The organism is Hwanghaeella grinnelliae, from assembly GCF_004005845.1.
Lineage (GTDB): Bacteria > Pseudomonadota > Alphaproteobacteria > UBA8366 > Aestuariispiraceae > Hwanghaeella > Hwanghaeella grinnelliae.
This window is the reverse complement of record NZ_SADE01000004.1, coordinates 376106-390315: the sequence shown is the minus strand read 5'-3', so window position 1 is coordinate 390315 and position 14210 is coordinate 376106. Positions and strand designations below refer to the sequence as shown.

Below are 14210 nucleotides of genomic sequence, written 5' to 3'. Positions count from 1 at the left end.
GCGCATGAAGAGCGGGTCGTTTAGGCCAGCGAACGGGAGAACGATTATCCGCACGACACCGTCATCGAAGAGACGGCAGATCTTGCGCCCATCGATGCTCCACATTCATACGCGGTCAGGGCCCCGCTTCCCGAGATAGCGAGCAAGTCCACGCGCTTCGCGGACGGCATCTGTCCCAGGCAAGCCTCCGGCTCGAGATCCGAAGAGGGGTCGATCGCCAACGCCAGCAAGCGGGCGTGCAGTTTCAGCCGGCGGTGCTCATCACTCTCCTGCCCCCAGACCGGTTCATCGACGAGTTCGTGAAGAACATCAGACGGCACGGACGGACGATATCCCACCATAACGTCCTCGACTTCGATCGAGCCTTCACGGATCGCAATCGCCGGCAAAGCACATTCCGACCGACCGCGGCGGCCGCCGCCAAGGGTGCTGGTGAGGGCGACGCGCAATTGTCGTTCGGGGTTCTCGCGGATAACACTGGCTGCGGGAACCGTAGGAATGTCAGCGGAGAAAGCGACGGCATGGGTACTTTTGCTCGCCAACTGGGGATGGATTTTTTGGCTTGATTTCATTAAATGACCTTTCCAAACTTACGACAATTCGTTATCGATATTGATAACGTCCATATCACATATATATGGCAGCGAACCTCAAAGGAAAGATCATTGATATCGTTTGTGATAATAATATGATTACATCTGATCAAATTCGAGCAGCACGCACCCTGCTAAAACTCTCTGCTGATGCGTTAGCGAAACAGAGTGGTCTGGGGGTTGCGACCATCAGGCGGATGGAACTAGCCAAAGGTGTTCCATCCGCTTCAGCTAAGAATTTGCAAGCTGTTCAAACGGCGTTGGAAGAGGCCGGCATAATATTCATCGGACCTGATAGTGCCGGTGAAGGAGTCAGATTTCGACACCCACCTGGACAACGGAACAATGAATAGTCAGGTTTGTCAGAGCCAAGGCGAGCAAACACTCTCGCAAGGTTTCTAAAGCACTCTGAATGATTGCCGGAGAATGCAGAGCGTTGCGCAGATCCAAAGCGATGAAGCTGCACTGTCGGTGCCGGACGACAGTCCCCGTGGGCGAGAGGATCACCACACTTGAGGGACAACGTTACAAATTGGAAAGACTCAGAAAGATGGTTTGAAACTCGGTTCAGGCTCGGTGCGCGAATGCTCCGGACCTGACTTTTGTTGAGTGGAAACTGACCTAGCATTCTGCCCTGAAATGGGAGGAAGCCCTTTCGCCGTACGAGCATGAGCAGGTCGAAGCTCAAGCTGGAGTTGAGATTGCGCAAGGGCCAAATCCTGAACTGACTCTGCTAACCGAGACACCTGAACTTGCAGACCTGACATTGCCGTAAGAATGTCCATAGTCAGCTCGGATTGGTCGGTCTGGTCCATTCGCCTCCAACCACCGCTCTTTCTTCGACCACAGACCTCACCCCCCAAGTACTTTTCAAAAAGAGCTTCTATGCCCTTGAGCAAATGGTCGACATTCAAATCGCCAGGGCGCTGGTCGCGATCAAACGCATCTTGCAGCCGACGGGCGATATAGTGTGACTGAGTGACACTCGCGATCTCAGCTGCCTCCGTGACGGATCCAAGAAGGTCCTCTGACAGTGTCACCTGAATACGTCTTCCACCTCGAGGGGCATACTTGGCACGCCTCTTTTTAGGGGCTTTAGGCATAGAAAAACGTACCCGTCCGGTGAACCCGCCCTACCGCGAGTATCGTTGGCGGGCGGGTTCACCGGACGGGTACTCTCATAGATGAGCGTATGGGGTTGGAGGAGTAGCGCACCTGAGGCAGCGCAGCCGAGATTAAAAGGCCAGCGACCGTGCTCCGCGTTAGCCAGCGCAACTTCAAGTGCGCAAATTATACAAGAACCGAATGTCCTTCGAAATGCGTGGCTACAATATTGGGGTCCAGTTCTTGTACGCGCAGATCGAGATGCAGATCGAAGTTGCCCTGGAGAATGAAACTAAATGCTGTACTCGCATCCAGCCATTGGAGTGTTGCCCCTTGTCTTAATATTGCGACGTCAGTTGCATTCCCAAATTCACAATGCATTTGCCAATCGCAAGATGGTGTGGGTATGTCTAGATGTCCGCAATCTGGACACCAGATTGGGCCCATAAGGGTCATCGATCGCTCGAACATGTCGGCCATGAAGTTGTCGGGCGTCTTCTTAGTGCAACAGTTCAATTGCTGTTTTGATAGACTGATACGAACCGATGTCCGAGGCATTGTCGCTGCTCTTGAAACATGGCCCGCTGGGTTGAACTGTCGCATATCATAGAAGATTGCCATTTGCCGGGTACTCCCCATGCCGTCCGGGAACGGTCGACTAGTGTTGATAGCGCAAACTTTTTGCCGGCCCGCCTGAAACTTCATGAGGATGCGCGCTACCTTTGGCCTCAACCTGAACCTCGCCAACAACTTGACTCTATTCCGTCTTTCTGGGCTGAGTCCATTCAAGATAACTTCTAGGTGTCGATATGCCAGAAGCATTGATCGACAGAATGCGGCCGCATGTGGACAAGACCATAGCGAGCCTGGAGCGGAAGGAGTTCCGCATCGACCCTATCGCAGGGGAAACCTACTCACGCGCTACAAGCATCGTTAGTGCGGCCTACAAGAGGCATGGCTCGATACTGGAACGGTCTTTGAGGGAACGTCTTTCGGACTGTGACTACTTCACCGTCTGGCATGAGCCGAAGTTTCAGATCCCGTCCGAAGTTGACCACGTCGTCAGTAGCCGGAACTCCGAGATAGGCAATTCGCTGCCAGTTGAGATGCCCTACCGGCCAGGCGCCCGCACCCTTCAGGTGGATGCGTTCGTGTTCGACCGACGCGTTAAGACTTTGCGGGCCTACGAACTCAAGCGCGGCAATGGGGAGTTCGATTCTGGGAAAAAGCGCTCGATCCTTCGAGATGTTCTGAGCATTCAATGCCTACTGAAAAGCTACGGCGCATCTGTTGGGCACCAACCCGAGTTAGTGGAATCGCGCCTGATCTCGTATTATGGCGTCCGCGTACTTCCGGACCCCCTGAACATTTTTGGTGTCGATCTAGACGACCACTTTGTTTTCAGGGTGCGTGATCCGATTGAGGAAGTGAATGCTTATTTCCAGGAGCAATTATATTCGCTTTTGGCGCGCGTTTCCGGGCTGAGTGATGCAGAGATGGCGAGCTTTTGCCCAGCCTGCCCGCTACACAATTCGGACGATGCTGCGCTTCATTGATCTGGCTGATGGCAGCAAAAGCGATGCGTTGCCTTCGTTCCGAACATCGGCGCGCATTACGACACCCAGTCAAATCGAGACCACAAAACGCGGGTCCAGGGCAAACTTCTCCTGCGAAACCAAGCTATATTCACCAAATTCACCTGCCAGGAAGACAAGATTCCACGAGTGCTTCGAGACCACGCTCTGCACGTAGAACGCCCCATGTTTCGCTAGGAGGTCATTGCCGAATTGCTGCTGGTTTGGCGTTGGATTAGCTGGTACGAGCCAATTGGGATTCGGGACGTCATCCGACCTTAATACGTAGATCGACGAAGCCTCCAGCAGTGACAGCTTTGTCATAATGCGAGGGACCGAGTCGAGGTCATCGAAACCGTTGTGAACTGTGACCTCCAGAATCGCGGTTGCCGCGTCGAGGGCGCAATACACCGCGCGAACATTTTTGGTGTTCCAGCGGCCGCCGCCGAGAAACGCGCCTTCGCCAGAATCCCATGTGTTCTTGTGCTGCAGTCTGTCCATGCGCCAAGCGACAGAGAGAGTTTCAGGATTTCCACCGGCGTCCAGGATCACGTATAAACCCCGTACTCAAGTCGCGTGAGCACGTCCTCGACCATCTCTGCCCCATGTTCAGTAGCGACAAGGTCGATGGGCTTTTGGCCGGAGAGTGCCAAGGCGGGCGAGACTATCCACTCCTTAGCCTTACTTTCGTTCTGGAAAACCTCTTTGGCCTTTTCGTAGAGTTCCTTTAGGAGAGGCCTGCGCTCCAACTCTATTTCCAAGTAATCATTTTCATCCACGTATTCATACTCGTGCCAATCCGGTTCATACTCACGCCCTTCCAGCAGCCAGGGGGCGGTGACATTCAGCATGCCCGCCATCATGACGATTTGATTGGCGCGGGGAACGCGTCTCGCTTTCTCCCAGTCGCGGACGGTCTTCGAGGTCACACCGAACCTGCGGGCGAACTCCTCTGCCGTCAGCCCGGTCGCCTTGCGCGCGACCCTGATGCGTTCGCCGAGTTCCTGTTGAGCTTCTGTGGCTACCTTAGGCAATTCGTTCTTCATCAAACATTCCACAAATACTTAGTTCGGCACGTCCTTGTTCACTATGTCTTTTGTTGCGATCCGCCCGGATCGCAAGGTCTATGATCAATCTTCCCCGCATGCTCCTCAAACTCATCCGCGATGATAGCCGAATACACACCAGCACGGAACCATGCCACATCAAGGGAGACATCTTTCGGCATTTTTCGCGCGTTGAATCGATTGTTACCCTCCAGGCACCTTCGACCCTCCCTCATCATGAAATGCGCATGCTTCGAAAAGCCGCTTCCTTCGCTTACGGCGCGATGGAAATGACCGAGATAATTTGGCCGTTGAATAGGTTGAACCGCGATTGGCTGGGAAAGCCTCCAGAAACGGAAAAACCCGATAATTAATTTTGAATTTCTACAGGAGTTTTCTGTCGTCTCTGGCCAGATAAAGGGCTGAACCCTTTAGTGATGCACTAAGATGCACTATTTTTTGTTATTTTTCAGTGCCCTCTTCCCGAAGGGGTCGAAAAACTAGGAAAAATGATCCGTCGTGTGTGTTGGGTGATTACATTTCACTACGAAACGGTAGTGGAGTATTGAAATGCCGTCTGAGATCAAAGTTTGAGGTAACAAGTTTTGGCACCTTATGACACCTTATGACACCTTATGACACCTCATGGCATGTCACGGCACCTTATGGCACCTCATGGCATGTCACGGCACCTTATGGCACTTGATAGCATATAATTTTTTCGCACAAAAGTGAGCTAAGGCAGGCACTTACGTGATCGGAAAAAATAGAAAATAAATAATAATGAATTTCGCAATTTTTCGAGCCTTCAAGCGGCTGTTATTCCGTGCTAATGGCCGAAAAATTATAGGTCATCAGAGGTCATCAGACGTCAAACGTCTAGCTTTTGAAGCTCCTTGTCATACGACAAATCAATACTTCATTACCGCATTTCAGGGGAACGTATTCACCCAACACACATGACGGATCGTTGATCCTACTTTTTTCGCGCCCTTCGGGCGGAACTCCCTCTAGAACTGCCAAAAATAGAGGCCCACTATACTATATTCGGCAAGTGAAGTCCGAGCCCGGTCAGATAGGACCGGAAAACCTCGCGGAAATTCAAAGATAATTACGGCATTTCGTTCCGGCGGCCTTCTCAGTGTCGCAGTCCTGATTTGCTTGGTCCAATGCCGACCTCAACTAAGTTTCCGCCAATGTGATTACCGGCCCGGATCGAACGTGACATAAGAGCGTTCATTCTGTTTCGGCCGGAGACCACCTCGGCCAAGATTGAACAGCATTTAGCCAAAACTAGGTTTGAAATCTCTCGCACGGAAAATCCAAGCCACTTAACAACTAGCGAACCCCGAAGACTGAGTCCGAACATATGGCTGGTTTCAAGACAAACGATCCAGACCACCACGCCGAACAATTGAGGCGGCGTTTTAGCCGCGTCACAGCAAAGGCATTGCCGCGCTCTCCCTTCCCAGTCGGAAAGTTGTGGAAGATGTTTGCAGCTGTTGCGCTTCTGTGTTTTGCGGCAGCAGGGACGTTGCACGCAGCCGATGCCCGCGGCTGGGCAGTGAGTACTCTGCTTCGCCACATCGCAGCCGCCCCCAACTGCGCACATGCGAATGCCGTCGGCCTGGCGCCGGCACGCCGTAACGCACCCGGATACTATGACCGACACGATCGCGACAACGACGGATTGGCGTGCGAAGAATACAGATAAGGCGTGGTAGCGGGGACGGTCCGGACGCGGATCGAAATTGAAGGCATCTGCACTAGACGAATGGAAAACCCTTCTCATTAAAACAAACGTGGCCTCAATGCGTGACGCCCTGTGCCGCAGCATGTTAGGCAGAGCACCTGTCATCTACCGAGGTCCCACGCGTGCCGCATACTGGTTCTCAATCCGCCGAACTTCCGATCGAAGATATCCTCTCCGCGGCCGGAGAGCGTGTCCTCGAAGCGCTGGAACCCAACGAGTTCTTCCAAAGTTTTCAGATCGAGATTTATGATGAGCACTCACCGGCCTCCAGCGGGAATGACGCCGTCGGCATAAGCTATGTCTCGGGAACGATCGAAGAGCCGATCATCCTCGTGAATTTGGATTTCTTCGAGGAGTACTTCGAGAACACCAAGAGCGAAGACGAAGCGCTCGATCGCGTCACTCAGTTGATCATCCTGACGCTCGTTACCGCCTACTACGAGGGCCTGACAGGGTCCAGCAAGCCAATGCCGGCAGCCGAATTGAGGCGCGCGGTGGAGATGGTTCTGGCGCCGTTTCTCTCCGACGGCATAATTAGTTTCGCAAAATTTTCACGCGTAGTAGAAGCGTAGGGCCAGCCCTGTCCTCGCAAGCGCAGTGTCGCTCGCTCTCTAATTCTCAAGATTGTTCGCTCCAGCTCCGTTGCGATTTCCGCCAACGGTAAAGAGCTCCTGTTCCAAATCTCACCTCGCCCAAATGACGCTCACGGCGCCGTCCCCGCGACGAGCAAGGTGCACGGTATTATTTTATGGGAAATTACTTTCGGGTCTGCGTTGTAAAATAGTTTCACTGAGCGACGGAACAGTTCCAATCCGTCGAAGTGAAACGTACGAACCAGCAGGTCAGTGATTGTGGACGCAAACAACGACAATTCGGTGTTGTTGATGACAACGGAGGAAGCGGCACCGCTCCTCCGAATGTCTGCGCGCAAGCTCAAACGCCTCGCTGCCGAACGCAAGATCGGTCACGTGAACTTCGACAATCGGTACCTCTTTCGCCCCAGCGATATCACCAACTTCATCGACCAACACAGAGTTGCCGCATGTCCGTCTACCCTCCTCCCCCCCGCTCGCCTTACTGGACCTACGACTTCACCGTCGGGGGAACACGATTTCGAGGCTCTACGAAGCGCAAAACGAAGCGCGAAGCAGAGAAGGAAGAACGCCGCCTAAGGCAGGAGGCAGAGACCAATTATGCCAGAGGCCTGCAGGGCGTCAGGTTGAATGAAGCCTTCGGTCGGTATCTGGTCGAGAAATCACAGTATCACGCCAACGCGGACACAGAGTTCTACCAGCTCGAGCGCCTCAAAGATGGACTGGGGGATATTCTGATCAAGGATATCCCTGATGCTTTGTTGTCTACCTATGTCTCAAAGCGCCGAAGTGAAAAGACAATTCGCGGGACGTTGCCGGCGCCTGCAACGGTCAATCGGGAGATCGAGCTTCTGCGCCGCGTCCTTCGAACAGCGCGAGACGAGTGGGGCCACGACGTCGGCCGGTTGCCCAAATTCGGCAAACATAAACTCCCCGAACCTCAAGAGCGGATCAGATCCCTGTCTACAGAGGAGCAAGATCGGCTCATGAAGGCCTTGTGGCCGGATCTCCGTCCTGTCGTTTCCTTCTCTCTGGCCACCGGCGTGCGCCTCTCCAATGCGATTGGCCTCACATGGAACATGGTCGACTTGCCCGGCGGCACTATTACTTTGAGAACCAAGTCCCACAGGCCGGGTGGAGCAACGCTCGTGCTCCCCATCACAAACGAGATCAGAGCGATCCTGTCACGGCAACGCGGGCAGCATCCGATCCACGTCTTCACTTACGAGTGCCGACGCACCCGGCTGGAGAACAAACGGGTCAAGGGCGAACGCTACCCCTTCTCCCTGACGGGCTGGCGCCGCGACTGGAAACGCGCGTTGAAAGCCGCCGGCATCGAGGACTATCGCTGGCACGACAACCGTCACACGGCCGCTACGAGGCTCCTGGCCACCACCGGCAACCTGAAACTCACGCAGCGCCTCCTGGGCCACAGCGACATTGCCACGACCGCCAAGTATGCCCATGCCGACACGGATCAATTGCGGGATGCGATGGAGGAAGTTTCTGACACCTGGATCAAGAATTCGCCGTAGATCCGACCCCAAGGAAGTCGCGTCAGACTTCGCGTCATACCTGGGTCCGGGAGCGATAGAAGGCTGCGGGTTTTGAAGTGCTTAGACCAATGCCCTATCTGCTCCCACCGCAGATTGGATGCCTGCTTACGTGCAAGCACAACTCATTGTCGGGTTCTTAGAATAATGAATTACTATATTTATGCATTATATCTTTCGACACTGGCACAACTATATGCCATGCCTCGCCAAAGTTAGCGCGCATTTATGCCCAAATACACCGCAAAGTGAACGTCGGAAAACTAAAATACGAAACCTAGTCGGCGACCAATACTGAATAGGGCTGAAAACCTTTGAAATCCGAAACTCCAAAATAAGCCAACTTACAAAGATACTCTATATTCCTATTCTCCCTAACTTCACAATCCGAAAAAAAGCTGATGCCTTTCTAACTCTAGCAGGTTCTATTAAAAAGCATTTACTCCCCACATTCCGGCGAATAGAGAATACGCCCTCCAAACCAGGGAAGGCGCCATCGCCGGCACCTAAATTCCTCTGATGTGTGTAATGATTCCAAGACGGTATTAAAATCTCGTCATCAAAGCCCCCCATTAGAACAAAAAACGAACCAAGATCAGCACTGTCTTGAGGCTCTTCAGATTCGACGAGTTGTACATTTTCGGCCGCTTTTTTGTTACGACGAACCTGTTGGTGCTTATATGCTTTCAAGAATTGCTCAAAGTCTCTTCTGTTTTTACAACGATTGAACGAAGATGTTACATCGTCCGCAAAGGACACTAAATCCGCATATTCGGGAACAGAGGTTCTATGCGCGCTTTGTTTGTCAGCATGTACCCCATTGTTGAGTTCTTGACCGCCGGTGACGCGATCTTGGCCCCTCAACACACCACTATTTGGAAGAACCTGGGCTCCGGCAACGTTTCTTTCGATAGCCGCTTTTTCCTCAATTAGGTCGGCGCGTAACGATTCAACGAAAGACTCAAGGTATCTACAAACCTCCTGGATCTGCTCGGCGCTTTTTGTCATGTTGTCGCCAAACGCTGCGAGTTGCTCATCTAAGCGGCACTCGACGTCTTCAAATTTCTGAGCTACATCCTGAGAAACCCGATCTAACTTCGCCCGGTAGCGAATAAACCTATGAGCCCAAAGACCGAATACAAACAATACCAACATTAGCAACACCGATGTGAATACGTCTCCTATCTGGCCCATAATGGCTCCTTCGCTATCGTTCGGCTCATCTATTGAGATCTGCAATTCAAGCATCTTCTCAATTTTTAATAAGTCCTTTTGCAAATTACTTGCCATTTTAACCAAAACGGATAATTCGTTCCGTAATAGTTTTATGTTGTTACCATTCTCTACTCCAGTTGAAGCTAATTCGGTCCACCTAGCTTCCAACGACTGGCGGATATCTTCGGTTTGTGCTTTTACGTCAGACAGGTCTTTGACAAGTGTATGGCTCCCCCCTTCTTCGGGCTGCTGAACAATGGCTTCCGACCTCGCCTTCAATGTCAGGGAAATTACTGCTTCAATACCATTTGCTTCGGAACCCGAATTCCTTTCATCGAGGATTGTTCGAGGCGCATCTCCGTTCAAAAGCGTTTCAATTGCGTTCGCCACATTTTGCAATTCTGCGCCTGTTCTACTAGTAGTACTTGCTTCTAAAAATTCCTCTATCGCGTTTGAAAGGCTTTCAAACTGTGCGTGAGTTGAGGCATCCGCCGCGCAACTGTTCATCCATTCTTGAAAATCTTTGTGATTTTCTTGAAGCTGCTCTTGGATCTGTGACTCCGTGATAACTTGACCTAAGGTCCAACTTTTCACCCTATCGTCTGATCTCGGAGTAGCATTGAAAATGATTTGCCCTCCTTTCCGTAAAACATTTAACAATGCTACGAGCACATTCGCACCATCAGTCTCGCAAACAGACTGACCGACTTCTCCGCGAAATTTTGAAATTTGAATATATGATTGTGCCTGCGCCGACCCAAGAATTAAAGACAGGAACAATGCTACGATAGAAATTATCGCCCCCCTTACACGTTTGTTCAATCTGCGTGTCACGGAGTATAGTTCCCTGTCCTTAATTCATCCCAGTGGTCCAATATCTCTAACAATGCAAAAATTGATAAAGGTTGTAGCCATTCCACGTAGTCCAACTTGTCGGTTGCTGCTCCACCGTTTTGTGGTTTGTTCGTTCGTCCATCCGAATACTCCCCTACTACCTTGGTGACCCGATCACGAACGGCTTGCTCCAAATCATCTTGGTAATTCCTATTGAGCTTAACCTTGTCAGATGAACTACCCAAAGCTTGTTTGAAGGGTATCACTTCACCAATTGAGTCCAGAAACTTAAACGTCTCGCTCAAATCAACTTTTTCTACCTCAATGTCATCAAAGTCATCCAACTTTAGCCCACCAGTGAAAGCAGCCTTTAACACGTCCTTGCTTTTCTTCCCCCGTGGATTTGACAGCACAAACTTATCTGTTTGTGGAAATCGCTCTTCAATTTTGTCCCCACCCGAATAAGTATCCGACTTGAATGTTTCCCAACCCAAAGCAGCACCCAAAGCCACTTCTTCTTTCGGATGCTCAGAAAAACTGATGCTATCTTTAGTCCATTTCAGTTCGGCTTCCTTAAACGCGATTGATAGAGCTTTGTCCAAGTCATCAGGAAGAATTGGACGCATCTCGTGATCGTCTTCATGTTCTTCCACTCCAACCCTGCAGAAATTCCTAAAGATTAAACTGCCCCTGCCGCACAATAGCACCTCTAGCGGCGCGCCATCTGCTCCATCCTTGTTCATATCTAACTGTTTCAAAACTTTGGATACATAGTAAAGGATTACGGCCAGAGTGGCACTCGCCCGTTTTGATACTTCCTGGAAAAGCTGTGACGAAGTTATACGTATTCTATATTCTTCGAAGATGGCTGCAAACGCGGGACTGGCGAGAAACACCTCCAGTGATTCTAGTATTTTTTGCCGCAAATATCCGGAACTTCCGATATCGTGTTCCCTGTTCCTTCTATTCTCGTCGGCATATCCTGATCTAAGGAATTCCATCAGCGGTCCTAGGGGGTGGGATTTTAATTTTAGGTCGCCTAACAAGTCGTGGAGGTCACTCAGATGATTTGCCAAGTATTCAACCAGAACACCACGCCCGCCAACCATTAACGATTGATGCCAAATAGCGTGTCCGTTTTTTAATACCGCAATATCAGAAGTTTGCCCGCCAATGTCGATGGCTACCACAACTGACTTCACCTTGTTATTAAATGAAGGGTGTTTTCGCCGGTAAGCAGCCAACGCTTGGCTTTCCTGCGCATAACGAACTTCCACCTCATGCTTCTTCTTGTGTTTTCCGTCCGGTGAGACAGTTTGCTGATTTAATACTTTTGCCACTGCTTCTTCAAACAGACGTTGAAGTTGTTCTTTTTGGCTTTTGTTCATGGCACGGGGATACGTAAAAACCCACTTTATACTCTCTGGCGAAATGTCATACTGTGTTTGAGTGAGCGAAATGTGAAACAAATGATGAATGAAATACCCAAGAACAACATCCCGATTTCTGCTGTCCGTTATATCGCTCCATTTTAGATTAGAGTAGTGCGCTATGGATGGATCCTTCTCTGTCAGGAACTTTACGTCTTCAGCTACTTCTCTCAGTAACGAAACCGTATCCCTTTCTGTATTTTCGCCTTGAGCAGGAAATACACGTGTCGGAAAAAACTGAATTCTATTCGCCGAAAAGGGTATCGAATTTTCGTACGTTCCTTGGCTACCGATTGCTCCGTCCGGATCATTTACTGGTAAAACAGTCTTAACAGCTACGGAAGGCATTGGATAATTTAAGTTTCTTGCCGGGAAAAACTTACTAAGTACAATATTGACGCGGGCATTTGACGCAGATTCTGGATCGACCATTGCTTGGCTCAAGTAATCATCTAAAATCAGAGTGCTAGATACTATTTTAGGTTTTTTCAGTGGTGAAGGAGCGTTTCTTTGACGCACCGCTATTGCAATCATCGTGTTCGTTGTTCCGAAATCAAACGCAATCACACATTCCGCTTGACTTGCTTGCAACCCTGGCTCTGGCGGCGCACCGAAAGGAACTATGCCATTGGCAATCGGAACAAATAGGTTGCTATTCACTTCGACGTGAAGAACATTCACTTCGAAAGCCTCGGGCAATTCCTGTGTTCGAAAATATCGCAACACTTCCTTGCCTTTTTGGGATGACGAGCGAATAGGCCCTAAATCCATGCGGTGATTGGACCAAATATCAGTAGGGTCTACGCCTACCTTCGTTTGCTTATGCCAATATCTGTCCTCATCAATTTTCGACGCGGACTTAGACGCCATAGCCGGCGTAAAAACGTCGCTCACCAAACTAACGTAAGATCCGTCATCGCTTGCATCAGCTGGCGTAAAATCACCGCACGCGAAGGTTATATAGTTTCTCCAGTACGCCGCATTAATACCCGGTTCAACCGCCAGTACTGAGGGCCTTGGCACACCGACAATCAGTGTTCCGTCTTCGACACTATATTTCTTGCTAATCTCCCACGTAACAATTGCATCGTCGATATTTGATCCTAACTGCAATATAATCGACGCAGTAACTGACCTTTCGCCTGACCTGCTTGTTGCTTCTTCCGGCTCAGTTTCTATTTTGAACCATTCATTCGCATAGGTTGGATCCAAAAAATCGAGAGCGGTTCGAGTGATTGGTAAGAGGAAGTTGCTAGCGCGACTTGGCATTGGTGACTGTACGCACCCGCTGGTAAAAATCACCAATTTGTTAGCAAAAATGTCATCGAGAGTAAAAATCTGCCCAACACCGTCGTCACCCTTGTTCTGCTCACCTACTACTAGAGTCTGCATCCCCTTCCGTAAGCAATTAATTGTACTTTCAGCTCTAAATGCGGATTCCAGTTTATTTAACGCGCCTAACGTGTAGGGGCCTACTACAAGCAGATCTTCTTCACTTCCCAAACTGACATTTTGCGCCATTGCTGGATCGAAAAACACAGCATTCACGAACGGGGACTTCGCGTCTCGCCCAATCAACAACGTATCTGAATATATTTTCTTAAAACCGGACACCCACTTTATTTCGTTGGCATCAGGAAAACCAAGAGAATCACTAATTTTTTTTCGTAGTTTATTGTCCGTAACAACTGGCAAATTAATAGTTCTGTTGTCTAAATGATCGTTCAACTCCAAATTAAATTCATTCAGAAGACGCTGCACGAGGTCCTGATCAAGCTTCGCATCATCCAATTGTTTGACACGGATGTCATAAATTGACTGAACAAAATGTTTGACAACAGCAATATCAACGACGGACGCCGCACCAGGCGCAAGAAAATCTTCAAACAGTTCATATAAACCAACCTTATCCGCCGGATGGTCCAGGTTTCCTTTTATCCAACCAATTTTCGGTGCCAAAGTTTCAAGCAGGTCGAAAATGTTTTCGCTCGGCAACACAAGGAGGTGAGGATTCAATAATGCAACAATTCTATTTTCCAGGAAAAACGCTCCAAGTTTGACATTTTCCGATGGTAAATCTGCCGCCTCTGTCTGCCCATACATGAATGCAGGCGCCTGTTTGGCAGCAATACTTACAATTGGGTTTTCCTCCTTTTTGGAGCCGAAAATTGACTCCGCAACATGAACCTCACCAAACTGTCGAATTTGACTTACCGCTAACAACGCTATTAGGCCCCTCCAAAGGCGCACAGCAGGCTTGCGCAATTTTTCATCTTTACTCTGCAACGCATCATGGAAATCAATGATCCTCGCCCACACGTTTCCTATCCCGCGAAATGCGTCGTCGGTACGTTTCGTGTCTTTGGTGAGAGAAGCGACGTTAGCAAGGTGCACAATATCATGCTTATGAAAGCGGCCCACGCCACCTTCAGGCGGACCACCTTTGTCATTCCTCAATTCGTGCACAAAAAACGTTGCCATAACTTTCCTCTGCTACTGGAAAAGATACTGAATC

General features: G+C 50.1%; 11 protein-coding genes and 1 pseudogene. 7 read left to right on the top strand and 5 right to left on the bottom strand.

The features are described 5' to 3' along the window. Window positions 1-44 precede the first annotated feature (44 nt). Window positions 45-572 carry a hypothetical protein gene (locus EOI86_RS22690; RefSeq protein ID WP_127767968.1) on the bottom strand — a complete coding sequence of 176 codons (528 nt, stop codon included), beginning with the start codon at window positions 570-572 and terminating at the stop codon, window positions 45-47. A 65-nt stretch (window positions 573-637) separates the two neighbouring features. On the opposite strand from EOI86_RS22690, the gene EOI86_RS22685 reads away from it, so the two are divergent. After that, window positions 638-946: a helix-turn-helix domain-containing protein gene (locus tag EOI86_RS22685; RefSeq protein ID WP_240035791.1), complete on the top strand. Its 309-nt coding sequence runs from the start codon at window positions 638-640 to the stop codon at window positions 944-946. A gap of 1560 nt (window positions 947-2506) precedes the next feature. Beyond that, window positions 2507-3253, top strand: a complete 747-nt coding sequence (locus EOI86_RS22680; RefSeq protein WP_127767967.1) for a hypothetical protein — start codon at window positions 2507-2509, stop codon at window positions 3251-3253. A gap of 69 nt (window positions 3254-3322) precedes the next feature. Here the strand turns inward: EOI86_RS22680 and EOI86_RS22675 are convergent, their stop codons facing one another. After that, window positions 3323-3823 carry an RES family NAD+ phosphorylase gene (locus EOI86_RS22675; RefSeq protein ID WP_240035790.1) on the bottom strand — a complete coding sequence of 167 codons (501 nt, stop codon included), beginning with the start codon at window positions 3821-3823 and terminating at the stop codon, window positions 3323-3325. After that, a complete protein-coding gene (locus EOI86_RS22670; RefSeq protein ID WP_127767966.1) occupies window positions 3820-4317 on the bottom strand; it encodes an antitoxin Xre/MbcA/ParS toxin-binding domain-containing protein in 498 nt (165 codons plus the stop codon). Before EOI86_RS22670 ends, EOI86_RS22675 begins: the two co-directional genes overlap by 4 nt. An 80-nt stretch (window positions 4318-4397) precedes the next feature. Here EOI86_RS22670 and EOI86_RS22665 point away from each other — a divergent pair, with 80 nt between their 5' ends. From EOI86_RS22665 to EOI86_RS22645, 5 genes and pseudogenes are all read left to right on the top strand, one after another. Then, the gene (locus EOI86_RS22665; protein ID WP_127767965.1) at window positions 4398-4691 is read left to right on the top strand and encodes a hypothetical protein; all 294 of its coding nucleotides are present in this window, start codon (window positions 4398-4400) and stop codon (window positions 4689-4691) included. 995 nt (window positions 4692-5686) lie between these two features. Then, on the top strand, window positions 5687-6031 hold the full coding sequence (locus tag EOI86_RS24995; protein WP_420810104.1) for an excalibur calcium-binding domain-containing protein: 345 nt from the start codon (window positions 5687-5689) through the stop codon (window positions 6029-6031). A 161-nt stretch (window positions 6032-6192) separates the two neighbouring features. Beyond that, the gene (locus tag EOI86_RS22655; protein ID WP_127767963.1) at window positions 6193-6642 is read left to right on the top strand and encodes a hypothetical protein; all 450 of its coding nucleotides are present in this window, start codon (window positions 6193-6195) and stop codon (window positions 6640-6642) included. A gap of 312 nt (window positions 6643-6954) precedes the next feature. Continuing rightward, window positions 6955-7089 (top strand): annotated as a pseudogene (locus EOI86_RS24990) (helix-turn-helix domain-containing protein); the annotation flags it as partial. A 23-nt stretch (window positions 7090-7112) separates the two neighbouring features. Continuing rightward, window positions 7113-8198: a tyrosine-type recombinase/integrase gene (locus EOI86_RS22645; protein ID WP_127767961.1), complete on the top strand. Its 1086-nt coding sequence runs from the start codon at window positions 7113-7115 to the stop codon at window positions 8196-8198. Between the two features lie 375 nt (window positions 8199-8573). Here the strand turns inward: EOI86_RS22645 and EOI86_RS22640 are convergent, their stop codons facing one another. Then, entirely contained in the window at window positions 8574-10265 is a 1692-nt protein-coding gene (locus tag EOI86_RS22640) for a hypothetical protein (protein ID WP_127767960.1), read from the bottom strand. Continuing rightward, on the bottom strand, window positions 10262-14176 hold the full coding sequence (locus EOI86_RS22635; protein ID WP_127767959.1) for an acetate and sugar kinases/Hsc70/actin family protein: 3915 nt from the start codon (window positions 14174-14176) through the stop codon (window positions 10262-10264). Before EOI86_RS22635 ends, EOI86_RS22640 begins: the two co-directional genes overlap by 4 nt. Window positions 14177-14210 lie beyond the last annotated feature (34 nt).

What these genes read in the sequence shown, in the direction of transcription:
- EOI86_RS22690 (WP_127767968.1), bottom strand. Translation starts at nt 572, where the DNA reads ATGAAATCAAGCCAAAAAATCCATCCCCAGTTGGCGAGCAAAAGTACC.
- EOI86_RS22685 (WP_240035791.1), top strand. Translation starts at nt 638, where the DNA reads ATGGCAGCGAACCTCAAAGGAAAGATCATTGATATCGTTTGTGATAAT.
- EOI86_RS22680 (WP_127767967.1), top strand. Translation starts at nt 2,507, where the DNA reads ATGCCAGAAGCATTGATCGACAGAATGCGGCCGCATGTGGACAAGACC.
- EOI86_RS22670 (WP_127767966.1), bottom strand. Translation starts at nt 4,317, where the DNA reads ATGAAGAACGAATTGCCTAAGGTAGCCACAGAAGCTCAACAGGAACTC.
- EOI86_RS22665 (WP_127767965.1), top strand. Translation starts at nt 4,398, where the DNA reads ATGATCAATCTTCCCCGCATGCTCCTCAAACTCATCCGCGATGATAGC.
- EOI86_RS24995 (WP_420810104.1), top strand. Translation starts at nt 5,687, where the DNA reads ATGGCTGGTTTCAAGACAAACGATCCAGACCACCACGCCGAACAATTG.
- EOI86_RS22645 (WP_127767961.1), top strand. Translation starts at nt 7,113, where the DNA reads ATGTCCGTCTACCCTCCTCCCCCCCGCTCGCCTTACTGGACCTACGAC.
- EOI86_RS22635 (WP_127767959.1), bottom strand. Translation starts at nt 14,176, where the DNA reads ATGGCAACGTTTTTTGTGCACGAATTGAGGAATGACAAAGGTGGTCCG.